Origin of the sequence: Vibrio rotiferianus CAIM 577 = LMG 21460 (genome assembly GCF_002741985.1) — a bacterium.
GTDB lineage: Bacteria > Pseudomonadota > Gammaproteobacteria > Enterobacterales > Vibrionaceae > Vibrio > Vibrio rotiferianus.
In genome coordinates, this window is the sequence record NZ_APHW01000014.1 from 234,441 (window position 1) to 261,244 (window position 26,804).

19 protein-coding genes and 1 pseudogene are annotated in these 26,804 nt (G+C 43.2%); 2 read left to right on the top strand and 18 right to left on the bottom strand.

What is annotated here, in order from left to right; all coding sequences use genetic code 11:
• Positions 1–389: 389 nt before the first annotated feature.
• The 4 genes from B853_RS07445 to matP all read right to left on the bottom strand — a co-directional run bounded on the left by B853_RS07445 (position 390) and on the right by matP (position 2,955).
• Positions 390–1,607 (bottom strand): HDOD domain-containing protein, encoded by a 1,218-nt coding sequence (locus tag B853_RS07445; RefSeq protein WP_038883650.1) that lies wholly within the window; start codon positions 1,605–1,607, stop codon positions 390–392.
• 129 nt (positions 1,608–1,736) lie between these two features.
• Complete coding sequence (locus B853_RS26895; RefSeq protein WP_010447998.1) at positions 1,737–2,063, bottom strand: hypothetical protein; 327 nt, start codon at positions 2,061–2,063, stop codon at positions 1,737–1,739.
• Between the two features lie 120 nt (positions 2,064–2,183).
• Positions 2,184–2,495, bottom strand: coding sequence for a DUF3634 family protein (locus B853_RS07455; RefSeq protein ID WP_038883647.1), 312 nt, complete (start codon positions 2,493–2,495; stop codon positions 2,184–2,186).
• 10 nt (positions 2,496–2,505) lie between these two features.
• The gene (gene matP / locus B853_RS07460; protein ID WP_010448003.1) at positions 2,506–2,955 is read right to left on the bottom strand and encodes a macrodomain Ter protein MatP; all 450 of its coding nucleotides are present in this window, start codon (positions 2,953–2,955) and stop codon (positions 2,506–2,508) included.
• A gap of 213 nt (positions 2,956–3,168) precedes the next feature.
• On the opposite strand from matP, the gene B853_RS07465 reads away from it, so the two are divergent.
• Positions 3,169–4,809: a S16 family serine protease gene (locus B853_RS07465; protein ID WP_038883644.1), complete on the top strand. Its 1,641-nt coding sequence runs from the start codon at positions 3,169–3,171 to the stop codon at positions 4,807–4,809.
• Positions 4,810–4,879: 70 nt separating this feature from the next.
• Positions 4,880–5,398 (top strand): bifunctional 3-hydroxydecanoyl-ACP dehydratase/trans-2-decenoyl-ACP isomerase, encoded by a 519-nt coding sequence (fabA, locus tag B853_RS07470; RefSeq protein ID WP_038883643.1) that lies wholly within the window; start codon positions 4,880–4,882, stop codon positions 5,396–5,398.
• A 148-nt stretch (positions 5,399–5,546) separates the two neighbouring features.
• On the opposite strand, the gene rmf is transcribed toward fabA, so the two are convergent.
• The 14 genes and pseudogenes from rmf to B853_RS07540 all read right to left on the bottom strand — a co-directional run bounded on the left by rmf (position 5,547) and on the right by B853_RS07540 (position 26,725).
• Positions 5,547–5,720 (bottom strand): ribosome modulation factor, encoded by a 174-nt coding sequence (rmf, locus tag B853_RS07475; protein ID WP_005532367.1) that lies wholly within the window; start codon positions 5,718–5,720, stop codon positions 5,547–5,549.
• A 160-nt stretch (positions 5,721–5,880) separates the two neighbouring features.
• Positions 5,881–7,641: a DUF3466 family protein gene (locus B853_RS07480; RefSeq protein ID WP_038883641.1), complete on the bottom strand. Its 1,761-nt coding sequence runs from the start codon at positions 7,639–7,641 to the stop codon at positions 5,881–5,883.
• A 7-nt stretch (positions 7,642–7,648) separates the two neighbouring features.
• Positions 7,649–9,568, bottom strand: coding sequence for an ABC transporter ATP-binding protein (locus B853_RS07485; protein WP_038883639.1), 1,920 nt, complete (start codon positions 9,566–9,568; stop codon positions 7,649–7,651).
• A complete protein-coding gene (locus B853_RS07490) occupies positions 9,546–9,797 on the bottom strand; it encodes a glutaredoxin family protein (protein WP_081641157.1) in 252 nt (83 codons plus the stop codon). The genes B853_RS07485 and B853_RS07490 overlap by 23 nt, the downstream gene beginning before the upstream one ends.
• Before the next feature lie 18 nt (positions 9,798–9,815).
• On the bottom strand, positions 9,816–11,939 hold the full coding sequence (gene rlmKL / locus B853_RS07495; protein WP_038883638.1) for a bifunctional 23S rRNA (guanine(2069)-N(7))-methyltransferase RlmK/23S rRNA (guanine(2445)-N(2))-methyltransferase RlmL: 2,124 nt from the start codon (positions 11,937–11,939) through the stop codon (positions 9,816–9,818).
• Positions 11,940–12,451: 512 nt separating this feature from the next.
• A complete protein-coding gene (locus tag B853_RS07500; RefSeq protein ID WP_010448021.1) occupies positions 12,452–12,994 on the bottom strand; it encodes a cell division protein ZapC in 543 nt (180 codons plus the stop codon).
• Between the two features lie 166 nt (positions 12,995–13,160).
• Positions 13,161–14,170, bottom strand: a pseudogene (gene pyrD, locus B853_RS07505) (quinone-dependent dihydroorotate dehydrogenase).
• Between the two features lie 305 nt (positions 14,171–14,475).
• Positions 14,476–19,317 (bottom strand): NAD-glutamate dehydrogenase, encoded by a 4,842-nt coding sequence (locus tag B853_RS07510; RefSeq protein WP_038883636.1) that lies wholly within the window; start codon positions 19,315–19,317, stop codon positions 14,476–14,478.
• 199 nt (positions 19,318–19,516) lie between these two features.
• The gene (locus B853_RS07515; RefSeq protein ID WP_010448028.1) at positions 19,517–19,735 is read right to left on the bottom strand and encodes a DUF2835 domain-containing protein; all 219 of its coding nucleotides are present in this window, start codon (positions 19,733–19,735) and stop codon (positions 19,517–19,519) included.
• A 66-nt stretch (positions 19,736–19,801) separates the two neighbouring features.
• Positions 19,802–22,408, bottom strand: a complete 2,607-nt coding sequence (gene pepN / locus B853_RS07520; RefSeq protein WP_038883634.1) for an aminopeptidase N — start codon at positions 22,406–22,408, stop codon at positions 19,802–19,804.
• A gap of 232 nt (positions 22,409–22,640) precedes the next feature.
• On the bottom strand, positions 22,641–23,306 hold the full coding sequence (locus B853_RS07525; protein ID WP_010448032.1) for a hypothetical protein: 666 nt from the start codon (positions 23,304–23,306) through the stop codon (positions 22,641–22,643).
• 209 nt (positions 23,307–23,515) lie between these two features.
• On the bottom strand, positions 23,516–25,510 hold the full coding sequence (prc, locus tag B853_RS07530; RefSeq protein WP_010448034.1) for a carboxy terminal-processing peptidase: 1,995 nt from the start codon (positions 25,508–25,510) through the stop codon (positions 23,516–23,518).
• Positions 25,511–25,527: 17 nt separating this feature from the next.
• Positions 25,528–26,154, bottom strand: coding sequence for an RNA chaperone ProQ (proQ, locus tag B853_RS07535; protein WP_010448036.1), 627 nt, complete (start codon positions 26,152–26,154; stop codon positions 25,528–25,530).
• Between the two features lie 97 nt (positions 26,155–26,251).
• The gene (locus B853_RS07540; protein ID WP_038883633.1) at positions 26,252–26,725 is read right to left on the bottom strand and encodes a GAF domain-containing protein; all 474 of its coding nucleotides are present in this window, start codon (positions 26,723–26,725) and stop codon (positions 26,252–26,254) included.
• Between the last annotated feature and the right edge of the window lie 79 nt (positions 26,726–26,804).

The window sequence follows — 26,804 nt, forward strand, 5'->3', positions numbered from 1 at the left end:
GACACTTAATAATATGGATGTCTTGACATGAACCTCGCTCAAATCATCTAATACGATTTTCTGTCTGACTACAAAAGCGGTTATTTCCTTTGGAGCTAAGGAGTTACGTAGGTTTCACTAAGCTGCTCATCTTCTTTCAAGCATGAGCTAATCAAAGGATTTCGTTACCGCGTAACCAATAAGGGCGGCTAGCTCCCTGCTCCACCTATGTTCAACCGAGCTTTGGCCAAGTATCTTAGAGGTTGATACATATTAAACTTTCTGGATAGCACTTCATATGCACTCGCTCTTCATGGCGTCACACTGTAACTATTAATTGATTTAGTCTTACCTTACGGGTCTTCTAACAACAAAAAAGCTCGTGTCGCGAGCTTTTTTAATACTTATCTCTACATTGTTAATGTTAATTTCCCGGGGATTCTTGAGCGCACATCCTTTAGCGCATCTCCAGACATCTGAACATTTGCGAACCAGAATGGCTTGTGCTTATCAATGAATGCGCTACTTTTAGTTAAGCCTTCATAAATTGAGTACGCTTTGGCTTGTACCAATGCTGCGCCATGGTCGCTTCTCTCCAATATTGGTATGTTATCAAGATCTTCGATGACAGCATTTTTGATATGTAATGAAGCTTTTGGCCAATCATATGATTCAAGAATACGGCGTGTAATCGATGCTTCCATCTCGTGTATGACTTTTGGTAAAAAGGCGGTATTGGCTTTTATGTCAGCACAAGCATAGTATTCTTCTTTTTTTTCTGCTTTCCTGTAGTTAAGCATGACCTCAACCAATGCGTCTTCAAAGGTATAAGTAAAATGATTGACGATGACGAAGTTACCTAGTGTACGCAAAACACCAATTAGAATACCTGCGTCTGGCTCTCGAACCCCTGCACTTTGCAAACGCATTCGTGTGACATTTGCAGTTACCACAAGGTGTTGCCACATTTTAGGAGCAATAAGTTTGGTATTCTGATCTGCCCATTTGAGCATCGGCCTTGCCATTAAGACAGGAAATAACAGACGACAATTCTCAATTCCGATTTGACCAATCGCAACTTTTGCATCCGGTACACCCTTAGGTTTACGTCCTAGCCTTTCACAAAATTTGGGGTTAGAAATGAGATCTACAATGGTAGAGTTCAATTGGTGACTAAGGGTCGTGAGTGTCCCTAACTTCGAAAAAGAAAGTGATGGAGAGTATGCAAAAGAAGCAAAATGATCAAAAAGAGGGATTCCTCCGCATAGTTTATCAATAGGATAAGACTCTAACTTACTAATCAACATGCGTTCAGCTACTCGTGAAACATCCCGCACAACTTTTCTTAGTGTTTTTTGTTTGTCTTCAACAACCTGACGTCTTTCCTGTACCCGCTCTTGTTCGCACATAAGTAAAATACGTTGATTTCGGGTTATACGCTCATCCTCGTTGAAGATGACGTCATCACAATAGCGGCCTTGTAAACTTAGTAAATCATCGACCTCTGTTTGATCAACTAGGTACTTCATGCTAACAAGCCATTTTGCGTGTCGAATTTCTACCTCTTTCGATACTTTACTTGCTATATCAATTGCTTCTTGCGTGTAGGTTTTCTTGGTTAGCAACAAGCTTCTATCCCTATACTTCTTATAATGAATCTAATTGGTATAGTGTATACGATATGGCAATCAATCTTAAGTTTTGTGTGATATTAATTCAGATTAAGCCCTATCCGAATCTACTGAATCATCAACAAACTACAATTTTGACAGAGTAGACAGGTGGAGGCGGATAAACTTTTCGGGATACCGATATTTAAACTTTTTGCCTTTCTTCAGCTTCGATTTGGCAAATTTGCAGATCTTCGTGTCACCTATGCCAGTGACACGCCTTATCTTGGCAGTGCTGTTGGAGTGCTCAAGCTCAATCATGACATCACAATACCCTTGGTAATCATCAAACCTCTTATCTACCTGCTTTTGGAGTTTAGATTTGATTTTCTTTGCCACGGGATTGAATTCCGAATCATCTGCAACAATGAGGTTCGAGAACAATAATAAAGGAAACAGGAGTATTGAACGCATTTTCAGTCAGATAGTATTTAGAAGCCATGAATACTGACTATATTAAGTTCTCTTTCGTAAATAAAACCGGGACGCATGTTGTGCGTCCCGGTGAGTGTTTTTTCGTAAGTGATATGTTTGTTAGGCCTGCTTTTTTCCTTTGCTACTTTTAAAACCTTGGTGAGGAAAAACGTTTCTAATACGCTGCTGTACTTTCTTGGGTACCTGTTTAGAAAACACCAATCGCATACCAGTGCGCTGACTATATACTTTCAGCTGACCATCAAAAGGAAAATGTTCGGCAATATCTTGCAAGTGGTGCTTAAAAGAAGGTGGAATGTGGCCTTTCACTTTAGTCAAATTACCCTTGTCAAAGTTCACCTTTAAAACTGGGCGATCTACAGCTATCAACCAAAAAATAACAACAGCAGCAATCAAGATTACATAAAGCATTCGGTGCTCCTTAGCTAGACAACAGTTTGCTCAAGTCTTCTTTAATTGATGATACCTTAAGACTTGCCTTTTCGCTTCTTGAAGCTTCGGACAATAAATATTCGATGGCATCGGATAACGTACAACCTAGCTCATTCGCTCTACTGGAGAGTTTTTCCCATACACGATAGTCAAGATCGATGGATTTCTTCTTGGTATGAACTTGCTCAGCATTAAAGTGACGTTTGCGCTTAGCGCGAATCGCTTGCTTGAGCTTATTATCGAGTTCGTCTGACATATGGTTTTCAATCCAAGTCAGAACTTGTGTTGGCTCATGCTCTATTTTACGCAACTCAGCAACTGCTGCGTCAGCTTCACTGGTGTCAATGTAGCGTGTAATCGCCTCTCCATCTTTCCATTTTTTGATGAGATACTTCCACTTCCAACCACATTCTAAATTTTCAAGTTGCTGATATTTCATCCTTTCGACCCTTAATGCGCATCTGGGTGACAGCGTAACCCAGAGATGTCAATTCAGCAATTAAAACTCGTGAAAGTATCGATGTTGATCACTTATTTGTCTAAAGTTTAACCGGCGTACCGTTTCAATTTTTGGGATTGGTTAAATTGTCGCTAGGGAGTTGATCATCGTTTCGTTATAATGCTTCGCAAGATTAGATTAAGATGAATTTTAATGAACCAAGTTAACTGGCAAGATGTCACCCCTTCTTTCGAGCAATATGAAGAGCTTTTAAGCAATGCAACTACTCTTCCGATAAAATCCTTTATTGACCTTCAGCCAAGACTTGAAGCAACCATTAATAGATTTACTAACGTCCGAGGACTCACTCGCATACTCTTGGTCAACTGTACTGATAACGCCATTTATAGAGGGTTTATCTTTGATGTAGTAAAGGGTAAAACGTCTGGTCCTGTTATCACAACAGAATCGCTTGACGCGAAAGAGTTGTTTGACCGTTACAGTGTGAGTCGAGATGGTAACACGACATGTGAATCGGGTTTACTCTCTAAAGCAGATGGTGGCTATCTAATTGTTCCAGCAAATTTGGTTCTTGCTAATGCCGCTCGTTGGCCGAATATCAAAGCAGCTATTCAGGGGACTGGATTCTCGCCAATAAACCTAACTCCCGAGCGCATCGCCTCTTCACCAGTTACAGCAAAAACTTACGATGTAAAACTGATAATCACAGGCGACCGTAATCAGTTGGCCGAAATAGAATATGTTGATGATGACTTTTCGGCAGGCTTAACGATGTATACAGAAGTGGAAGAAGACATTCATCTTTCTCAAGAGAACCTCGGTAACTATATTGGATTGGTTAACTGGATTTGTAAGAAATATCAGCATCCAAATTTAGATTGTAGTGCATTTAAAAGGTTAATTCTTGCTGGTATGCGATACACGGAGGATCAGCATTACTTACCTCTTGGTGTGATGTGGCACAACCAGTTACTTGGCCTTTCACAACAATATGCTACGAGCGATATCATTAACTTTAACGCGGTTGATCAGGCTATTGATGACAAGTACTACCGTGAGTCATACCTGCCTCAGCGAGCGGTTGATGATATTCTTGACGGGCAAGTGATCATCGAGACTACGGGAGAACAGGTTGGCCAAATTAACGGATTGACCGTTATCGATATGGCTGGACACCCTGTTTCTTACGGAGAGCCCGCTCGTATCTCATGTGTTATACACTTCGGTGATGGTGATATTTCCGATGTTGAACGCAAGGCAGAGCTTGGCGGTAACTTGCACGCCAAAGGTATGATGATCATGCAAGCATTTGTGAGCTCAGCACTGGATCTTGATGAACCCTTACCATACTCCGCGTCGATTGTATTTGAGCAGTCTTACAGTGAAGTTGATGGTGATAGCGCCTCATTAGCCGAGCTCTGCTGTTTGGTAAGTGCCCTGTCTGAATCTCCAGTCAATCAACAGATCGCCGTCACCGGTGCTGTAGACCAATTTGGTCGTGTGCAAGCCGTTGGTGGCCTGAACGAAAAAATCGAAGGTTTCTACCAAGTATGTAAACACCAAGGGTTCACTGGACAGCAAGGTGTGATTATGCCCAAATCTAACCTCAAGCACCTCGCGTTACATAAAGATGTCATAGAGAGCATTAAGAATGATGAGTTCCATATTTGGTCTGTTTCTACTGTAGACGAAGCGATTCCTATCCTGATGTCAAAACCATTTCGTGGAGAAGAAGATAGCGTCATTGGTAAGATTGCCGAACGTATTGAAAGCTTTGAAAGACACGAACATCCTGAAGGAATTGTGGAGCGCGTCAAAAACTGGTTTGTCTAGTACTGATCGGAGTTGTTTAGCGTACACGTGTTCACTAAGATGCAGCTATCAAAAATCGGAGTAATTGATAATGCAAAACAAACGTGATTCTTATAACCGTGACGATCTTCTAGCTTCTAGCCAAGGTGAGCTGTTCGGACCTAGTTACCCTCAGCTTCCAGCGCCAAACATGCTAATGATGGATCGTATTACTAAAATGTCTGAGACTGAAGGCGATTTTGGTAAAGGTTTAATTCTTGCAGAATTGGATATTACTCCAGACCTTTGGTTTTTTGATTGCCACTTCCCTGGTGACCCGGTAATGCCAGGCTGTCTTGGTCTTGATGCAATGTGGCAGCTTGTTGGTTTCTTCTTAGGCTGGGTTGGCGGTAAAGGCAAAGGTCGCGCTCTTGGTGTTGGCGAAGTGAAATTTACTGGTCAGATCCTACCAACAGCGAAAAAAGTAACTTACGAAATCCACATGAAGCGTGTTGTTAACCGTAAGTTGGTGATGGGCTTAGCTGATGGCCGTGTATGTGTAGACGGTAAAGAAATCTACGTAGCAAAAGATCTGAAAGTGGGTTTGTTCCAAGACACTTCTAGCTTCTAATCACCTACTCTGAAGCGTTTTATAAGGCTCCTTTTTTAAGGGGCCTTTTTGTTATCCGCAGTATTGTTTTAAAACAAAATCTAGGCTTATGAACGCAGAAAAGGCTCTAAATGAGCCTTTTCAAATCCTTCTAGTTGTATGTGGAGAGTTATTTGTAGAGACCAGACTGTTTTTCATCTCTGGCATCACGCCAACCACCTAACCAATACGACCGAGCATCAATTTGTTGATATGGGCAAGCCTCTTGGGACCTTCCATTCAACCCAGCTTTGTAGCCTTGAGATTGAGCTCGTTCTAGGCGATCACGCTTTTGTCTCTTCATAGGTAATTCCTCATACAGGTCGTACAACTGTTATTGTGAAACTTTGATGGAGTTTTTATGACTCCACTTATAAGAATCGATCAAAGTTTGCTTTTTCTCAAGGCATAAAAAAAGCAGAGACTCATTTCTGTGAGCCTCTGCTTGATTTAAAAAATACTGACTATTTTCTACGGAACCCGAAAAGCCCAAGTAGTGTCAAAGCAAAAATGCCAAGCCCAGCACCTTGGCGTTCTGCTGCCGCTTGGTCGACAGATCGAGTGACAATGTCAGTTGCATCATTGGATGCGATTGGAATTAGTTTAACCGCCACCACTTTTTCAGCATTTGCCTCACCACCGTTACACAGTGAGTTATGTGCAAACGTATCATAGCCACCTGGACACATCGTCGCCGTTGCGGATATCATACCTGCATCATTAATGTCGGTTGCATCAATAATGCGGAATTGGTTGTTTTCAGCTGAATAATCACCACCATTAGTAAGGTCGTCCAAGTACCAAGCTCGATCTTGGAAGATATCTCTTCTCGCTTCAACCGTCCCTGTTGCGTCGTAAGGTAGGATAAAGCCGCGTTTTCGGCGTGCTTTGCCATCAACTTCACGCGTATCCTCCGCATCTAGCTGACCAACAATTTCATTGTAATTGTTGATGGACCCAACTTTACCGCCGATACCATCAAAAAAGATACCTCCGGATAGGTAGTTCGCAGTTGGCTGTTCAATGTCACTAACCACAAATAGCCTGTTTGACGCTGAACCATTTTCGGGGGCACCACCTGATCGCTTTGCCTCGCCGACTGCTATAAGGTTATCGTTTATCGTTTCAACTACAGAATTAGTATAAATAAAGTCAGAACTAATTTCTGATGTTGCACCTGATACACGTGATGATGTCCAAGCTGCGGTGGATACATTAGAAGAAGAATCAAAAATGCCTTTAAAAATAGTTGCCTCTAGGTAATTGTCATCATTTCCGTAAGTGTTATATCCAACGCCGTATATCACACTGTTTGCAGAATCCTTTTTAGATACAAAATCTCGCATACTTCCTTGCGCAATACGGTCATTTCTTATGGTATTGCCAGAAGACCAACCAATAAGCGCGGTATTACCTGCACTATCCCAAATTGCTGCCTTCGAGCTGTAATTCGAGCCATAGTCATTAACTTTTGAATATGAAACACTACCCGACACAAAACTATCATCGCTAGCCCAAGCTCTAGATTGATAATACTCTGTCTTAGCATCATCATCTGATTCCTTAATATAACTAGGATAAACAGGGGCAACAACTTGGTTACGTGTTTTCAATTTACTAGCGAGAGAGCCATCGCTGCTACTGTTAAGTACACTTTGATTACCTATCGCCTGACCGCTTTCAGTAAGAGCGTTTATTACATTGTTGTACTTGTTATCAAAAGGAGCACCCTCTGAGAATGCTAGCGCATTCGATTTTTCGTTTAGTGTGTATTTCTCTTGATACCAAGGCTCCCAAACACGTGAAGCCCAACTCTCACATGTGGAATATCGTAGTTCTCTAATACAATATAACTCAACGTCATCAAAGTCTTCGATGTAACGGAACTGAGCATCCATCGCAAATGGTACTTCCTCACGAAAGCTAACACCATCTACCGCTTCACCCGATAGTATCTTGGTCGTTCTCGTTTCACCGGCTAGCTTGAATGTTGTTTCATCACAAGCGGCACCATTATCAAAACAACCTAACTGATATGGTGTTGTTTTATCAGTGTCTTCATAAACGTTACCAGCTTGGATTGCAACGCCATATGCTGTGGCATAATCGGTATTGATACCTTCTGGAGCCACCTCCACCACACGATAAAGCGCAGCGTTAGCATTCATTGCCGTACCCACCATCATCGCGACGGCGGTCAATTTGAATTTGTTACTACAATTCATGGAATTCTTAACTGTCCTGTTGCATTGCTTCGAGTTCTTCCCATCTCTCGAACGCGATTTCCAACTCCTGCTCTACGGCAGCGAGCTGTTCCAATACCGGTTGAGTCTGTTCTACAGGTTTAGTGAAGAACTCTGTGTCATTCACTTGTTCTTGTAGAGTCTCAATATCCGACTCTAATTGTTCTAGTTTAGCTGGAAGAGCCTCTAATTCTCTTTGCAGCTTATACGATAACTTCTTCGAATTGTTCTTAGGTTGCGTAGTTTTGGGAGTTTCCTCAACCACTTTCTCTTTCTTCGCTGTTTTTTCAACCTGACCACGCGAAGCAAGAACTTGATCACGTTGCTGTTTTGCATCGTGATAGCCACCAACGAACTCTTCGATTACGCCGTTACCTTCAAAAATCCAACTGGTCGTTACTGTGTTATCTACAAACTCACGGTCGTGGCTTACTAACAGTAACGTACCCTGATAATTGGCAAGCATTTCTTCTAAAAGTTCCAACGTTTCGATGTCCAAATCGTTAGTTGGTTCGTCCAGAATAAGCAAATTGTTAGGTTTCAATAAGATACGCGCTAGCAACAAACGGTTTTTTTCACCGCCTGATAACGCTTTTACTGGCGTACGAGCACGTTTTGGTGCGAACAAGAAATCTTGCAGGTAGCTCAATGCGTGACGTTGACGACCGCCCACCATCACTTCTTGCTTACCATCCGCTAAGTTATCGATAACCGTTTTTTCAGGATCGAGGATTTCACGGTACTGGTCGAAGTAAGCCACTTCAAGTTTTGTACCGCAATGTAGACGACCACCTTGTGTCTCTAACTGGCCTAGTAGCAACTTGAGAACCGTACTTTTGCCACAGCCATTAGGGCCAATCAGTGCGATTCGATCACCGCGCATGATGTTGAAGCTAAAGTCATCCACGATCTTTTTGCCTTCAAAAGCAAAAGAGACGTTCTCTGCTTCAAAGACGATCTTGCCTGAACGCGATGCATCATCGATATTAAGGTTAACTTTACCTTGAACTTCACGGCGGTCACGACGTTCTTCACGCAGCTTTTTAAGAGCACGAACGCGACCTTCGTTACGTGTACGACGCGCTTTAATACCCTGACGAATCCATACTTCTTCCTGAGCTAGCTTTTTGTCGAACTCGGCATTTTGCATCTCTTCAACGCGAAGCATCTCTTCTTTGTCATTCAAGTATTGGTCATAGTTTCCAGGGAAAGAAGCCAATTGACCGCGATCTAAGTCAACGATGCGTGTCGCCATCGATTTGATGAACGCACGGTCGTGAGAAATAAAGATGATCGAGCCCTTGAAGTCTTTTAGGAAGTTCTCTAGCCATTCGATGGTTGTTACATCAAGGTGGTTAGTAGGCTCATCAAGAAGCAATACATCAGGGTCACAAACAAGTGCACGAGCGAGCGCAGCTTTGCGTTGCCAGCCACCTGACAAATCGGTCAGTTTGGTTTCAGGACTTAGCTTTAGCGCGCCAAGTACATTCTTAACACGATCATCAAAGCGCCAAGCGTTAAGGTGATCCAGCTGTTCTTGAATCTTAGCAAGTCGGTTGATGTTCTTTTCACTTGGGTCTTGAGCAACAAGATCGAGAAGATCGTGGTAGATCTTTAGTTGTTCACCTATTTCAGCCAAACCGCCAGATACGTATTCGTAAACCGTACCCTCTTGATTGCGCGGTGGATCTTGTTCAAGTCGAGAAACAACTACGTCTTGAGTGATTTGAATCTTGCCATCGTCCAACAAAATGTCGCCGGCAAGCACTTTCATTAATGTCGACTTACCTGCACCGTTACGACCAACTAAACAAACGCGTTCGTTTTCTTGAAGAGCGAACTCCGCTTTATCTAGCAATGGGTGGTCACCAAATGCAAGTTGCGCGTTATGAATAGTAAGTAATGCCATTATTATCCAACCAATGTGTGAGTTGTTCTAAGTCAAACGGCCAGTTCAACTCAGAATCTTGATATTTTAATACGGGAATCGTGACGCCGTAACGAGAAAAGAGAACATCGTCGAACGCAATGTCGACGATGTGTGTTTGTTCGGCGAGACCAATCTGACCAACGAGGTCAAACGCCATCTCACAGAGATGGCATCCTTCTGTGCTGTAAAGTGTTAGTACGTTCAACATCCTTTTACTGTTCCGTCCCTATTCTGCGTGCGTAACCAACCAGCAATTGTGAATCTGTTTGTTACGAGAGAAATCCAATGGCAGAGTTTGAGAAGAAATGTTCTGCGCTTTTAAGCCAAGTTCTGCAAGCCCCGCTTCGTCCATCTTGAAGTGACGTTTATTGTTAGAGAACACAATCGTACCGCCGGCACGTAATAGACGCTTCAGGTTTGTCATTAGCTTAATATGATCGCGTTGTACATCGAACGACGTTTCCATTCGCTTAGAGTTAGAGAATGTCGGTGGATCAATAAAGATAAGATCGTATTCACCTTTAGCGTTCTCAAGCCACTGTAGACAGTCAGCTTGCTCAAAACGATGCTGGCGACCCACACAACCATTTAGCTGCATGTTGTCTTTCGCCCAGTTAAGGTAAGTGTTAGACATGTCTACCGTGGTTGTAGAACGCGCACCACCAACGGCAGCGTGCACTGTCGCACTGCCAGTGTAAGCAAACAAGTTAAGGAAATCTTTACCCTGAGCCATCTCACCAAGGCGACGACGAGTGATCTTATGATCCAAGAACAAGCCTGTGTCTAGGTAATCGTGAAGGTTCACGATCAGCTTCACGCCATACTCATTCACTTCAAGCGTCTCTGAAACTTGACCTAGTTTTTGGTATTGACTACGACCTTTCTGCTTCTCACGAACTTTAAGTACAACTTTGTTCGCTTCTACACCTGTTACCTGAATCGTTGCACGGATGATGTCCGTTAGACGACGCTTAGCTTTTTCTTCAGGAATGTTTTTAGGTGCCGCGTATTCCTGAATCACAATTTGCTCGCCATACACGTCGATAGCTACGTTGTATTCTGGAAGGTCCGCATCGTAGATACGGTAACAGTCTAGTTTCTCTTTACGCGCCCACTTACCAATCTTGCCGATGTTTTTCTTCAAACGGTTTGAAAAGTCAGGTGCGATTTGGACGTTAGTGTCCGCACCTTTCACTTCATCAGCACTACGCTCCGCAATGCTGTAGTTCTTTTGGTGACACGGTAACGCACCATTATTCAATTTGAACTGTTTGTCCGCACGCATACGAAGACAACTTAGTAGCTCGTCTGAACTAGAGAAAATAGACGCTTTACAACCGCCAAATTCTGCTTTTAGCTGACCACCAAACGCTGTGTATAGCGCAATCAGACCTGGCTCAGTACCAAGACGCTCACCATACGGCGGGTTAGACACGATAACACCAGCTTCGAAACCGGCCGGACGAGTAATAGTTGCTGCGTCGCCTTGTGCAAATGTAATTAGCTCTTCAACGCCAGCTCTGCGAGCGTTGTCCTGTGCTACTTTCAGAACTTTCGGGTCGTTATCGAAGCCAAAAAACTTAGCGTCAACTTTTTTGACACCGCGTCGGGCTTGTACATTTGCTTCTGATTTAATCTCTGCCCAAAGCTCAGGTTCAAAGTCTTCTAGCGCTTCAAAGCCCCACTGTTTACGTTTAACGCCAGGTGCGATGTTCGCTGCCATCATTGCCGCTTCAATCAGCAACGTACCAGAACCACACATTGGGTCTAGAAGTGGTTGAGAGCAATCCCAGCCACAACGCATTACGATTGCTGCAGCAAGCGTTTCACGAAGTGGAGCTCGGCCAGATTCTGGGCGATAGCCACGTTGATGAAGGCCACTGCCCACCATATCGACACCAAGAATCGCTTTGTCTTTATGTAGACGAACGTGAACACGGATATCTGGTCGCTCTTTGCTAATGTTCGGACGAGGAAGTCCTTTCTTCTCAAAGCAGTCTACGATGCCATCTTTGACTTTCATCGCGCCATATTGGCTGTTGCGGATTTCGCGGTTAGTACCGTTGAAATCAACCACAAAACGCTTTGAGCTATGGAATTGGTTTACCCAGTTGATTGCAGACGTTGACAGGTAAAGGTCCATGTCGTCGTTACAGGTAAACTCCGATAAAACACGTACAAATCGAGACGCTAAGCGGCTCCACAAACAGCAACGGTAAATCTGTTCATTCGTTGCCTTAAATTTTACGCCTGCCTGTACTGGTTTGACGTTTTCAATGCCTAGTTTAGTCAGCTCTTCTACAAGCAAGTTTTCCATGCCGTTTGAAGTTACCGCGAGATATTGATTCATAGTGTTCTTTCGTCGATAAAAAATGGCTTTGATTATACCTGACTTTACGATCAATGCCTCGTTTTTAAAGGCTTTTTCGCTTTATTAGCGCAAACAGTCGCCAATCTCACCAACTGAAAGTCAAATCACATCACCTCCATAAACAGAATACGTCTCCTTATCACCTTCTTGTAAAAATGCGGCCTGTGGCGAAAGTAAATACTTATTCACTAACAAATTGGTATATACCAGTACGGGTTTTGGCATGTAATTTACTTACAAAATGGGCGTATAGAGGAATAAAAGGTGAAATATTAAGCGTCTTGTTGCCTAATTTAAGGAAAAGCTAAAGTGAAAAAATTGGAATAAAAGTGAGTTGCTTCATATATGAGATATGAAATCCCCCTCATCTAGGGATGAGTTTTGGGTGCATACGAGGAGAGATTTGGAAAATTCTAGGCAAAAAAAATCGACCTAATGCGGTCGATTAATGCAAACAAAGGAACGAAAATAAAGAAAAAATCAAAAGGAAACTAACCCACCATCGCCATTGGTGCCATCATGAATAAGTGATTGGCACATACCATGCGATCATGCATTACTTTAATCGGTTGTCCAAATGGCAGTGCTTTATTGCCATCGAGTAAGAACTCGTCCTGCCCTACATAAGCACACAGACTAGATGTTTCGCCTGGCTCGAGAACGATGAATACGCCTTCTGAAAAGCGGTTTGTCAGGCATACCATGTCCCCTTCTTCTGGCTCATGTCCATCGCATTGGGCATCGAAGAACCAGCTCTTGGGCTGGACTGGCTTGTGAAAGCGTTTTGCGGCTACGCAATAAAGCGTAAGTTCGGCTTGACGGTATTCGTTGATGTCGAGACAACGGATTCGTTCGTTGTACGTTTGGAACGCGCTTGCGTCATCAACGGTGAATTCATTGTCTGAGAAGGCACAATTGACCAACAGCTTACGGCATAGATTGGTTTGGAAAATCATCTCCTCCCCCAAATCCAGCATTAGGCAAGCTTTCTGCTCGTCAAAATACCAATTCCATTTGTCGCTGGGTTTAAGCATTATTCCGTTCTCTTGTGACTAGTTAAACAGTAATAAGAGGTAAAACGCTTAATTACCTACTCATGATTTTTAAATTTTACAAACGAACGGACAAAAAAAAAGAGGAAACGAGTTCCTCTTTTTTTTAGTAACAAGCGTCGATTTCTCAACGAGTTAGCAGCTAATTTTATAGACTTTTAACAATATCGCGTACGAGGCCCGGACCGTGGTAGATGAACCAGTGTAAACTTGAACAAGTTGTGCACCCGCCATCATTTTCTCTTTGGCAGCAACGTATGAGTCCACACCACCTACGCCGATGATCGGTAATTTGTCACCCAGCTCTTCATGAAGTTTACGAACGACCTCTGTTGAACGAGATTGAACTGGGCGTCCACTTAAACCACCCGCTTCGTTCGCATGTTTCATTCCTTCAACAATTGTGCGATCCAACGTCGTGTTTGTTGCAATAACGCCGTCAATGTTGTTCTTAATTAGAGAATCACAGATCTGGCTGATTTCGTCATCACTCAAATCCGGTGCAATTTTTAGCGCAAGTGGTACGTACTTACCGTGTTTTTCAGCAAGTTCTGCTTGTTTCGCTTTGAGTTCAGATAACAACTCGTCTAGCGCTTTACCGTACTGAAGCGAACGAAGTCCTGGTGTATTTGGTGACGAGATGTTCACGGCGATGTAACCGGCGTACTCGTACACTTTTTCCATACAAATCAGGTAGTCCTCTGCCCCATTCTCAATTGGTGTGTCTTTATTCTTACCAATGTTGATACCAAGAACGCAGTTGTATTTTGCCTTTTTCACATTCTCAACCAGATGATCCACACCTAGGTTGTTAAAACCCATACGGTTGATGATACCTTCCGCTTCAACTAGGCGGAACAAGCGTGGCTTGTCATTACCTGGTTGCGGACGAGGCGTAACAGTACCAACTTCGACAAAACCAAAGCCCATTGCGTCAAAGGCTTCGATACATTCACCGTTTTTGTCCAAGCCAGCAGCAAGACCCACTGGGTTACGGAATGTAAGCCCCATGCATTCTACTGGACGGTTTGGTAGTTGTTGACGATAGAAAAGATCGAGAGGAGTGCCATTAAAGCGTTGGAAATTTTTGATTGCAAGATCATGTGCCTTTTCGGCATCAAGTTGGAAAAAGCCAGTTCTGGCTAGACGGTAAAGCATTGTGCCTCCGAAAGAAAAAAGCCCCGTGTAAACGGGTCAATATTATTTACTGTTTTTCAATGCAATTCAATGAAAATGAGTGAATTCGGCAAAATAGTACGTCTCATTTTGGTTTTACTCATAAAAACAGTCGATTAGCGCACTATTCTCTATACAAAATTGCTAGCTTTTTCTTTAGAAGCAAACGATTTCATGCCATAAAAACTTAAATTTGGAGTTACAGCGTCACTATTTATGGGTAGTTATTAGTGATTTGAACATAAAAAAGCCCCGCGATTGCGAGGCTTTTGCTAAAGTCACTTACCCTATTCGTTCGAAGAACAGTTCAGGTTAAGTAGAACTAATTCTCGAAGTGCAACAGAGAACTTAGCGAACTCATGAACGGAACCAACTTTGAACTCGTTCAAGATGCTTTCCCAACGATGGAGTGACAGCTCATTCGTTGTCATCCAATCTTCTAGCGCTTGCATCACATCTAGATCTTCTGTTGAGCAACCACAAGTTAGAACTTGAGCTGTCAATTGACGTTGTTGCCAATCAAGATCTTCACGGAACGCCGCACGCGCCAGAGCTTGCCAGTTGTTGTCCACCGCTTGGCCATTGATTTGCTTCAAGAACCAGTGAAGTGATAAACGGTCACCCAAGTTAAAGTAAAGCTTCGATGCTTGCTCAACTGTTTTACCCGTTTCGCTTGCCACTGCGGAAATGTCCAATGCTGATTGTAGGCTAGAGAGACGTGCAACGTGGTGTGCAAGCTTGTCTTCTACTCCACGCTCAATCCATTTCAGAGCAAGTTCGTTGTGCTCTTCCACTTCTGACGCAACTAACATGGTATCTAGTGTTTCAGTAATTGTGTGAACATCGTCTTTATATAGTGCAACGAGCTCAGTTACCGTGCTCTTACCGCTTCGGTTGCGTAGTAACCAGCGAGAAATACGGCGTAATGCACGACGTACGTAGAACATGATTTCATATTGAGCTTCTGCAGTTGCAATGTTATCTAATGCACGGGTTTGCTTAAGAATATCTTCCAGTTCGAAGATTTCACGGGTCGCACTGTAAGCATTTGCGATATCAACTACACTCGCCCCCGTTTCTTCTTGAAGACGAGTCACGAAATTACAACCCATTTCATTAACCATTTGGTTTGCCAACGCCGTCGCGATAATTTCAGCACGCAGCGGGTGGTTTACCATTTGATCTTTGTAGTTACGGCGTAACTCACTTGGGAAGTAAGCAACTAGCTGTTTTCCATGGAATTCGTCATTTGCAATGTCATCAGCAACCAACTGCTCTTTCAGAACCATCTTGCCGTAAGCCACTAGCACTGAAAGCTCAGGACGCGTAAGACCAAGACCTTGTTTTTCGCGCTCAATGAGCGTTTCATCGTCTGGAATGTACTCAAGAGCACGATCCAAGTACCCTGCCTTCTCCATTGTATGGATAAAGCGGATTTGTTCTTTGACGATACCGACACCCTGTTGCTCAGTCACTGAAATCGACTCAGACTGACGGTATGCATCATCCAAGACGATTTCGCCCACTTCGTCTTCCATCGATTCAAGAATCTGGTTGCGTTGTTTAACCGTCAGATCGCCATTTGATACAAGACCGTTCAAGAAGATCTTAATATTTACTTCGTTATCCGAACAATCTACACCACCAACGTTGTCAACAAAGTCCGTATTTACTCGACCACCAGTCGTTGCATATTCGATACGACCAAGCTGAGTCATACCTAAGTTACCGCCTTCACCAACGACTTTCGCTTTCAAATCACGTCCGTCGATACGGAGTACATCGTTTGCACGGTCGCCAACATCGGTATGTGTCTCGCTAGATGCTTTAACATACGTGCCGATACCACCATTCCAAAGTAGATCCACTTTCATTTGCAGGATCATCTTAATCAGATCGTTTGGAGCTAGAGACGCTTTCTTCGTGCCCAGCATTTTTTGGATTTCTGGCGTCAGGTGGATCGATTTAGAGCGACGAGAGAAAATACCACCGCCCTGCGAGATCAACTCTGCGTTGTAGTCTTCCCAACTTGATCGTGGCAGATTGAATAAGCGGTTACGCTCTTCCCAGCTGGTGGCTGAATCTGGATTTGGATCAATGAAGATGTGCATGTGGTTAAATGCAGCTTGTAGACGAATATGCTTAGACAGCAGCATTCCATTACCAAATACGTCACCCGCCATATCACCAACACCAATTGCTGTGAAGTCAGTGGTTTGACAGTTGATACCCATTTCACGGAAGTGGCGCTTCACCGATTCCCAACCACCTTTCGCAGTGATACCCATTGCTTTGTGGTCATAACCGTTAGAGCCGCCTGATGCAAACGCATCGCCTAGCCAGAAGTTGTACTCTGCAGATACAGAGTTTGCAAGATCAGAGAACGTTGCCGTACCTTTATCGGCTGCAACAACCAAGTATGGGTCGTCTTCATCGTGACGTACTACGCTCTTCGGTGGAATAACTTCGCCTTCGATGATGTTATCGGAAACATCAAGAAGCGCGCGAATAAAGCGTTTGTAACAACGCTGACCTTCAGCAAAGATTTCATCACGGTTAGTTAGAGTGTGCTGACGTTTACATACGAAGCCACCTTTTGCTCCCACAGGAACAATAACCGTGTTCTTAACTTGCTGCGCTTTAACCAGACCAAGAATCTCAGTACGGAAGTCCTCTTGTCGGTCCGACCAACGCAAACCGCCACGTGCGACTTTACCGCCACGTAGGTGTACACCTTCGATATCCGGTGCGTACACAAAGATTTCAAATGCAGGTACAGGTTGAGGAATATCTGGAATTTCGCTTGGCTTCATCTTCAATGATAACCAAGGTTTTGGCTGCTTATCTTCGTCCAACTGGTAGTAGTTAGTACGCAGCGTTGCTGTGATCATTTCCATGTAGCGACGGATAATACGATCATCATCCAAGCTTTCTACACGATCCAATTCTTCTGTAATCTTCTTAATGAGATCGTTTTGACCTTTCTCGCTGCCCTTATGTTTTGGATCGAATCGCTTAGCAAACAGATTCACTAGACCCGTGGCTAAATCTGGGTAATGGCTAAGGGTATCTTCAATATATTGTTGACTAAATGGGAAGCCAACTTGGCGCATGTAGCGAGCGTATGCACGAAGAATAGAGATTTCACGACCAGACAGTGAAGCGCCTAGTACCAAGCGGTTGAAGCCATCACTTTCTAAGTTACCAGCCCAAATCGCTGCGAATGCTTGTTGGAAACGATCGCGAGCTTCACGAAGATCAACGGTCTTGTCGCTTTTATGCAGCATCGAGAAGTCTAAGATCCAAAACGTCTGGCCGTTGTTGGTTTCGATCTCATACGGTGATTCGCCGATCACACGTAAGCCTAGGTTTTCCAACATTGGCATTACGTCAGATAGGTGAATCGGCTCGTCACGGTGGTATAGCTTTAAGCGCACCGCTTTCGATTCTGCCGCCTCTTCTTGCGGGCGGTAGAACAACATACCGAGTTTGTTATCATCGCTTAACGCTTCAAGACGTTCGATGTCTGCAACTGCAGAACCTGGCATCATGTCTTCTTTGTATGAACGTGGGAATGCGCTCATGTACTCTTTCGAAAGTGGAAGACCTTTACTCTCACCAAAGTTTGCAATGATGGATTCTTTTAGGCGGTCATCCCATGAAGTCGATACTTCCATTAAGTTCTGCTCAATCTTTTTCACGTCTACATCAATGTTGTTATTGTCTACACGAACAATGTAATGGGTTCTCGCTAGCGGGCTCTCAGAGAAGAACGTTGTAAATTCAACCTCTTGCTCACAGCCGAAGTACTGCTTAAGAATGCGTTGCGTTTGGCGACGTAGCTCCGTGTTATAACGGTCTTTTGTCACGTAAACCATGCAGCTGAAGAAGCGACCAAACGGGTCTTTACGAACAAACAGACGCAATAAGTCACGATCTTGCATCTGTACTACACCCATTCCCACTTCTAGTAGCTCTTCTTCACGAGCTTGAAGGAGTTCATCACGTGGGTAGTTTTCTAGAATATTGTGCAGTGCTTTGTAAGAGTACGATCCGTTACGGTAGCCGCTTGCTTCTAGGATACGACCCACTTTCTCGCGGATTAGAGGAATGCTTTGTACCGCTTGGTTATAAACAGCAGAAGTGTAAAGACCTGTGAAACGGTGTTCACCAATGACTTTGCCGTTTTCATCAAACTTTTTAACACCAATGTAGTCGGTGTACGCTGGGCGATGAATGCGAGACGCTTGGTTGCCCTTAGTAATGATCAGTGCGTAAGGTTTTTTCGCTTCAAGACGAGCTGAATCAGATAACTCTGAAAGCTTAATGCTGCGTATGCGATTGTCATCGGCAAATAGACCGAGGCCTTTTTCTTTTACTGGTTGGAGTTCAGTGTCGCCATCGACGTTAACAAGATCATATTCCTTGTAGCCCATGAAGGTAAAGTTATGATCCCCTAACCAACGGAGGTATTCGATCGTTTCATCCAAACGATCGGTTTTCATTGAGACTCGATCTTTATTCTTTACGAGATCATCAGTAACGATCTTGAGTTTATCAACCATTTGCTTCCAGTCATCAACGACTAAACGTGTGTCAGACAAAATAGTAAGTAGCTCATTTTTCAGCGCTTGCATTTCATCTTTACTGGTTAAGCGGTCAACTTCAATGTGGAACAGAGATTGAAGAACACCACCCTCACCATTAACGTCCGTCACTTGACCTTTCTTATCGCGCTCTAGTTGCGTTGGATTGTTAAGCATCAAGTGAGAAACAAGGTCGAGTCGCGTTAGTGCCATCTTGATGGAATCCACCAAAAAAGGGCTATCTGGGACAACAATTTCAACAATAGTGTGGGTTGATTGCCAACCTTGGCGACTGACAGTTGGGTTAAATACCCTTACAGAGATGTCTTCTGGTTTCTTTTCATTGACATGATGCCACAGGCTAACAACGGCACCATATAGGTCGGATTCGTTTCGCTGAATTAAGTCATCATCAGCAATGTTACTAAATAAGTGTTGAGCAAGTTTAGTTACAAGCGGTTGGTGAGAAAGCTCGAGTTTGTCTTGAATTAGTTGGTATACCTTTTCAAGCAGAACCGGCACTACATTTTCACGCGCGGTCATATTCACACTCCACATTAGAATTGTTGTTTTGTAGGGGGACTTAACTTCGGGTTTTAGCCTCGAAACTAAGCATAGGTAATGCATGCACTTATTGTAAAAGCATAATTACAAATGTTTAACAAAAATTCGCAGTGGTAGGAGGTGAAATGTTTGATTCTGTGACTAAGATTCCTGTTTAACTCACTAGGAATATCAGGCATCACAGAGTTTCTAACTTTAGAAACTTATTATTTTGGTCAGTTGTGAGTCTAAAACGACCTCGAATGCCTAATTGGCTAAGAAATGGTCGAAATTTTGATGCATCTAGTTGCAGCCTCAAACCGTTGTCGGTAATGACTTGAACCGAACTCGCCACGCCAGAATAGTGTGAAAGAAATGTTTGATAAGAGATGTTGAGAGAGAAGTAATACTGGTTCATGGGAATGGATTATTGTCAGAACAAATAGCTAGGGTGATCGTGACGACCACCCTATTCTTTTGTCGATTATTCGTCTAGTGCTTTAGTCACTTTTTCGAACAAGTCTTTCGCCAGATTGTCCATCGCTTTAAGCTTTTCAAGCTCTGCACGGATCAATGCTTGACGACCCTTATCGTATTTACGGAACTTCAGCAGAGGATCGATCATACGAGATGCCACTTGTGGGTTGCTATCGTTCAACTGACGAAGGATCTCGCCCGCAAACTTGTAGCCAGAACCAGACTTATCATGGAAGCGAACTGGGTTTGCGTTCAAGAAAGAGCCAATCAAACTACGCGTACGGTTCGGGTTTTTCAAGCTAAACGCTTCGTGGCTCATAGTTTCTTTCACTTTATCAAGTGCGTTTTCTACTGGGTTGCTGCCCTGAAGAACAAACCACTTGTCCATAACCAGACCATCGTGCTTCCACTTGTCGCTGTAATCCGACATGAGTGTTTCGCGGCATTCAAGTTGAGCACTGTTCGCAGCACTCATTGCTGCGATAGTGTCTGTCATGTTGTTGGATGACTCGTACTGTGCTTTCGCTAGCTCGTTACCCTTTTCAGTGTAAGCTAAGAACTGCAGACATTGGTTACGCAAAGCTCGTTTACCAATAGCGTCGTGATCAATGCTGTACTCTGCTTGGTTCAATGCGTGGTAAGTCGCACTCAGTTCATCTTCTAATTCTTTAGAAAGTGACACTGTAATGCCATTCAGTACCGTATCTACCGCATCAATATCGATCTGCTTGTACCAACCTGTGATTTCGTTGATTGAAGGCAAAGACAGAACTTGTGCGATAAACGCTGGCTCAAGATTCGAATCAAGTAACACGCCTCGGAATGCATCGATTAAGTCTTCAGATAATTTAACCTCACCACCCGCTTGAACATTGGCTACGTTTTGACGAATGTATTTCGCTAGTAGCATTTGGCTAGCATCCCAACGAGCAAAATCGTTTGTCGCATGCTTCATCAAGAAAATCAGTTCATCATCACTGTAGTCGTATTCCAATTTAACTGGTGCAGAAAACTCACGAAGTAATGATGGCACTGGCTGTTCTGCTACGTTTTCGAATACGAAAGTCTGCTTGTCTTGTTTCACATCCAGAACGTTGTGTACTGATTCGCCATTGATAACCAGTGGAATCACATCACCATTTTGTGCGTAAAGTTCGATATCAAACGGAATATGTAGTGCTTGTTTTTCTGCTTGTTCGTGTGTTGCTTCAGTGAACTGTTCAACCGTTAGGGCGTAAGTTTTTGCTTCTGCATTGTATTCACTGTTTACACGAAGTGTTGGTGTACCCGATTGGCTGTACCATAGGCGGAATTGCTTGAGGTCAACGCCGGTTGCATCTTCCATTGCAGAAACGAAATCTTCACACGTTGCAGCCGTACCGTCATGACGCTCAAAGTAAAGCTTCATGCCTTTTTGGAAACCTTCTTCGCCAAGTAGCGTGTGGTACATACGGATAACTTCGCTGCCCTTTTCGTACACGGTTAGCGTGTAGAAGTTATTCATTTCAATAACTTTATCAGGACGAATTGGGTGTGACATTGGGCTTGAGTCTTCCGCAAACTGAGGCCCACGGATAATACGAACATTGTCGATACGGTTAACTGCACGTGAGCCAAGATCTGATGAGAACTCTTGATCACGGAACACCGTTAGACCTTCTTTCAAGCTCAGTTGGAACCAGTCGCGACAAGTCACTCGGTTACCTGTCCAGTTATGGAAGTATTCATGACCGATGACCGCTTCAATACCTAGGTATTCGCGGTCAGTAGCCGTTTTCTCATTCGCCAGAACAAACTTCGAGTTGAAGATGTTCAAACCTTTGTTTTCCATCGCGCCCATGTTAAAGAAATCAACCGCAACGATCATGTAGATATCAAGATCATACTCAAGACCAAAACGATCTTCGTCCCACTTCATTGAGTTGATAAGCGAAGTCATTGCATGACCTGCACGGTCAAGGTTGCCTTTATCTACAAAGATTTCTAGGTCAACTTCACGGCCAGATGTTGTCGTGTATTTGTCACGTAGAACATCAAAGTCACCAGCAACTAACGCAAACAAATAAGCAGGCTTTGGATGTGGGTCTTGCCACTGAACCCAATGACGACCATTTTCTGCTTCTCCTTCTGCAATACGGTTACCATTGCTCAGTAGGAATGGATACACGCCTTTGTCTGCAATCACTTTCGTTGTGTATTTTGCAAGAACGTCTGGACGATCTAGATAGTAAGTAATGCGACGGAAACCTTCTGCTTCACATTGCGTGCAGAATGCACCACCTGATTTGTATAGGCCTTCAAGCGCTGTGTTGGCTTCTGGGTCAACCTTAGTAACAATTTCTAATTCAAATTCTTTTGGCAGATCAGTAAGAACTAATGAAGCTTCTTTGACTTCATGATGAGACCAATCTTCACCATTCACTTTTACGGAGCGTAGCTCTAGCCCTTCACCGTCCAGTTCTAACGTGGTTGATTCACACTTTTGAACTACTTTTGATACTGCTGTGACGATTGTGTCGTTGTCATAAAGATCAAACGTCAAATCGATATCAGTAATGGTATGAGATGGCGCCTTATAATCTTTGCGATATTTCGCTTGGGGAGCTTGAGACATGTCCATAAATCCTTGTATATAGAACCACAAAAATACCAGGACTAGAGGCTCAAACACCTCACACTGGTATCACGATATAAGCTATTTGTAGGGGTTATGGTATCAGAATACAAGTCTTTCTATAAAAAAACGGAGCTTTTAGTGGCTTAGCTCCGCTTTCCGTTTAACATTTAATCAACATCAGAATATTTCACTATTAATAAACAAACGTGAAATCATCTGAATGAATCATTTAAGGTGTCACTCGATTAAGTACTGCGTACATATCTCCATTAGAGTCCTCAATCGTCAGCATATTTTGATTCAATTTGTAACGTGTACCGTGCTCACCATTCTCGTAAAGAAGAACTAAATGTTCTCCCTCGGTGTAAAACACGCCCTGCTTAACCGACTCCTCTCCTGCTTCATTTGAAACTCGGAACATAAACACAAAATCTGGCTGCAATATCAAATCCATCTGGCTGATGTTATTGGCAAGCATACCGTCCCCACCAACTTGTGAGCTGGACCAAATACCAGCAAGTGCATTCGACAACCCTTTGGTAAAGGTTACACCGTTCAGGTCTAGCGTGTTGTGATTATTTCGATATGCATAAATTTGCGGTTGGTCTGTGTTCAAGCCCAGGACAATGGTATCTTCGTTAGCGTTGTACATCCCTTCCCAATGGTCAATCGAGTAGTCCTTTTTCTGAATATCGATCGAAAAAGTGTAGTCCGAGCCTAGAGTCAGTTTAATGGCTCTGAAGTTTTCAGCAGAATCATCAGGATTAGGATTCATTAAATACCAGTCACCGATGAGAAAAGGTGTATCAAAATGACTAAGTTCGTCTTCTTTGTTTATTTCCGCACTAAAAACACTGAAGCAACAAAAGCTAAGTAAAACAACAAACCATTTCATAACGGTATCCTTATCGTTTTCTTTTAGCTTAGGCACTAGAACTCATTTTTGCGATATATTTGATCTAGATCACGTAAATTATTGGTGAGAATTAAGAGTATGAATCATCGTATTTAGCGTAAACATTACGGTAAAAGCACACAAAAAAAGAGCGAATCGAAATGACTCGCTCTTTTTGTATTGAATTGCTAGTCGTTATGACTGAATACTTAGCTCTTAAGCATATCAACCATCACCGCGACAGATTCATCTAAATAAACATCTGGGGCTTCGTAGTCTTTTGGCACATCGTCTAACGTCTTGAATGGTTCTTTACCCATTGCAGTCTGACGTTCATTAATGCGCTCTAAACGTAATGCTTCCGCTTTATCCGATTCGTCTTCACGTACTTTCTCGTTAAGAGACAATAAGTTATCGTCTTTCTCTTTACGGTACTTCTCGATATCTTCTTTAATGAATCGGAATTCCATTTCGTCAGCAATTCGTTTGTTGTGAAGCTCAGTTAGTTCAGTTACAAGTGCTTCATTACTAGGGAAAGTCTGATATTTTGCTTTATCAATGCTATCCCAAGGCAGCGCATTGTCTTCAACACTTTCACCTGTTTCACTTGGCTCAACCGGAGTTGGATAAGCGATGTCTGGCGCTACACCACGGTTCTGAGTGCTGCCACCATCAATACGGTAAAACTTTTGAATCGTGTATTGAACGTAGCCCAGTTCCTTATCAAACAAATCATAGATATGATTTAATGAACGGTGCTGCTGTACAGTACCCTTACCAAAAGAGTTTTCGCCAAGAATGACTGCGCGGTTGTAATCCTGCATTGCCGCCGCAAAGATCTCAGACGCCGAAGCACTGTAGCGGTTGATCAACACTGTGAGAGGACCATCGTAGCTAACTTCACCATCGGTATCCGCATTCACTTTGATACGACCGTAACTATCACGAACTTGCACAACTGGACCTTCTTTAATAAAGAGACCTGTTAATGCCGTTGCTTCAGTCAGTGCACCACCACCGTTGTTACGCAGATCTACGATCACGCCATCAACGTTTTTCGATTTCAGCTCAGATAGCAGTTTATCGGTATCTTTAGAAAGACCCACATAGAAGCTAGGAACTTCAAGTACCCCTATCTTCTTGCCATCTTTCTCGATAATTTCAGATTTAACTGCACGATCTTCTAGACGTACTTTATCACGGACAATAGTGACAACGTAACTCTTCGCATCTTTACCTTCTGGCAAGACTTGCAGATTAACTTTAGTGCCTTTTGGCCCCTTAATTAACTGTACGACATCATCAAGACGCCAACCAATCACGTCTACAACTTCTTCGCCATCCTGACCAACACCAATAATTCGGTCGCCCTCACCTAGCTGTTTGCTCTTAGATGCTGGTCCACCAGCCACTAAGGATCGAATAACGGTATAATCATCCGTCATTTGAAGCACAGCACCAATTCCTTCTAGGGAAAGGTTCATTTCTGACTGGAACTGCTCTGCATTTCGTGGGGACAAATAGCTGGTATGAGGATCAACTTCACGAGCGAAAGCGTTCATGTAAAGTTGGAAAGCGTCTTCGTTGCGAGTTTGAGTGATACGTTTCATTGCGTTGTTATAACGCTTCTCTAATACCTCTTTAATTTCTGGCCATTCTTTACCAGTCATTTTGAGGTTAAGAGCGTCATATTTAACACGCTTACGCCACAGTTCATTCAATTCCGCTTCATCTTTTGGCCAAGCAGCTTCAGAGCGATCTAATTCAATAAATTCATCAGTATCAAACTTGATTTCGTTATCGAGTAGAGTCAGTGCGTAGGCGAAACGATCAAAGCGCTTCTGCATCGAAAGGTTATAAACATCAAAAGCAATCTTGTTGTTGCCAGCTTTAAGTTGATCATCAAGGCTGATTGACCAATCTTTGAAAGAGTCGATATCGGCTTGAGTAAAAATATTTCTATTGTAATCAAGCATTTCTACGTAGCGCTCAAAGATCGCTTTGGAGAAATCATCGTTAAGATTGAAGTGCTTATAGTGAGATCGTGTGAATCGAGATGTTACACGTTTGCTGGCTGTTTCGTGCTGAACTTCAGGAGCGAGAACCGGCAAATCATCTTTGTTTAGTTTGGCTTCTAGAGCCTGAGCTGAAGCTGCTAGCATTAAGCTAGCAGCAATCAGTGTCACTTTTGAACGGCAATTCATGCGTAGGAGTATCTCCCTTATGCGCGCAAGTGCTCCGCTTTTACAACCATTTGTAGGCCGTTAGCAAGTTGAACACGTACATCATCCTTATTGACTTCAACAATGGTCGCTGCCATGTTTCCTTTACCCATGTTCACGTTTACTGCATTGCCTACTGTGATTTCATCAGCGTTTAATGCGCGTGTTTCTACAGGCTTATTCTCTTTTTGTACTTTTGGTTTGTTAGTACGACGAGGCTGTTGAGGTTTTTTAGCCGATGGTTTTGCCTTAGCTTTACCTTCTTCACGAGCCTTTTGAGCTTGCTCTTTACGACGAGCCTGCACTTTAGCTTTGCTCTCAGCTAGTGTTGCTTTAGCGTGATCTACGTGCTCTTCTTCTAGTTCACCACAAGGGTTGCCATCTAGATCAACACGTACCGCACCAGGTTTTACGCCGTGTAGGTAACGCCATGATGAAGTGTACTGTCTTAACGCTGCACGAAGCTGAGTTTTGCTTACTTTTTCGTCTTCATTTAGACGTTCCGCAAGATCTTGAAAAATACCAATTTTCAGAGGCTTTGCTTCACCTTCTAAAGTAAAGCACTTAGGGAAACATTCAGCAATATATGCGATAACTTCTTTGCTGTTTTTTAACTTTTCAGTCATGAGGGTTCCTGATTTGAGCGGATTTCCGCGAAGCATTAAGAAAAATATTCTCGTATTATAGTGACATGCCAAGGAAAAACCACACTCGAGGGCGAATTTATGCGTCGTTAGCGTGCGAATTAAGCAGCTTTTCTACTTCTAACATGAAATGTGTGAGGCCTTGCTCATCAATTTCATTAAAACGACCAATACTTGGGCTATCAATATCAAGTACACCAGCCACTTCCCCATTGATCGTAAATGGCAGAACTATTTCTGAGTTACTTGCTGCATCACACGCTATATGACCTTCAAACTCGTGTACGTCGTACACTCTTTGTATGCGATTAGTTTGCGCCGCAGTTCCGCATACTCCTCGCCCCATAGGGATACGCACACAAGCGGGTTTGCCTTGAAACGGACCAAGAACGAGCTCGTTTCCTTTTTTCAAATAAAATCCCGCCCAGTTTAGGTTTTCTAGTTCCATAAATAGAAGGGAACTTATGTTCGCAAGATTTGCAATTAAATCCGGTTCCGACTCGATAAGTGCAACCGCCTGTTTGGTAAGTGTTTGGTATTGTTCTATGGTCATATTAACTTCCAAATTATTCTGTTGAGGCTTCCATTATTAGTGAATACAATGCTCGCCTAAAATTTAATAGGACTTATTC

Excerpts from the sequence above, each read along its gene's own strand:
- B853_RS26895 (WP_010447998.1), bottom strand. The coding sequence starts at position 2,063 with ATGCGTTCAATACTCCTGTTTCCTTTATTATTGTTCTCGAACCTCATT.
- B853_RS07455 (WP_038883647.1), bottom strand. The coding sequence starts at position 2,495 with ATGCTTTATGTAATCTTGATTGCTGCTGTTGTTATTTTTTGGTTGATA.
- matP (WP_010448003.1), bottom strand. The coding sequence starts at position 2,955 with ATGAAATATCAGCAACTTGAAAATTTAGAATGTGGTTGGAAGTGGAAG.
- B853_RS07465 (WP_038883644.1), top strand. The coding sequence starts at position 3,169 with ATGAACCAAGTTAACTGGCAAGATGTCACCCCTTCTTTCGAGCAATAT.
- fabA (WP_038883643.1), top strand. The coding sequence starts at position 4,880 with ATGCAAAACAAACGTGATTCTTATAACCGTGACGATCTTCTAGCTTCT.
- rmf (WP_005532367.1), bottom strand. The coding sequence starts at position 5,720 with ATGAAGAGACAAAAGCGTGATCGCCTAGAACGAGCTCAATCTCAAGGC.
- B853_RS07480 (WP_038883641.1), bottom strand. The coding sequence starts at position 7,641 with ATGAATTGTAGTAACAAATTCAAATTGACCGCCGTCGCGATGATGGTG.
- B853_RS07485 (WP_038883639.1), bottom strand. The coding sequence starts at position 9,568 with ATGGCATTACTTACTATTCATAACGCGCAACTTGCATTTGGTGACCAC.
- B853_RS07490 (WP_081641157.1), bottom strand. The coding sequence starts at position 9,797 with ATGTTGAACGTACTAACACTTTACAGCACAGAAGGATGCCATCTCTGT.
- rlmKL (WP_038883638.1), bottom strand. The coding sequence starts at position 11,939 with ATGAATCAATATCTCGCGGTAACTTCAAACGGCATGGAAAACTTGCTT.
- B853_RS07500 (WP_010448021.1), bottom strand. The coding sequence starts at position 12,994 with ATGCTTAAACCCAGCGACAAATGGAATTGGTATTTTGACGAGCAGAAA.
- B853_RS07510 (WP_038883636.1), bottom strand. The coding sequence starts at position 19,317 with ATGACCGCGCGTGAAAATGTAGTGCCGGTTCTGCTTGAAAAGGTATAC.
- B853_RS07515 (WP_010448028.1), bottom strand. The coding sequence starts at position 19,735 with ATGAACCAGTATTACTTCTCTCTCAACATCTCTTATCAAACATTTCTT.
- pepN (WP_038883634.1), bottom strand. The coding sequence starts at position 22,408 with ATGTCTCAAGCTCCCCAAGCGAAATATCGCAAAGATTATAAGGCGCCA.
- B853_RS07525 (WP_010448032.1), bottom strand. The coding sequence starts at position 23,306 with ATGAAATGGTTTGTTGTTTTACTTAGCTTTTGTTGCTTCAGTGTTTTT.
- prc (WP_010448034.1), bottom strand. The coding sequence starts at position 25,510 with ATGAATTGCCGTTCAAAAGTGACACTGATTGCTGCTAGCTTAATGCTA.
- proQ (WP_010448036.1), bottom strand. The coding sequence starts at position 26,154 with ATGACTGAAAAGTTAAAAAACAGCAAAGAAGTTATCGCATATATTGCT.
- B853_RS07540 (WP_038883633.1), bottom strand. The coding sequence starts at position 26,725 with ATGACCATAGAACAATACCAAACACTTACCAAACAGGCGGTTGCACTT.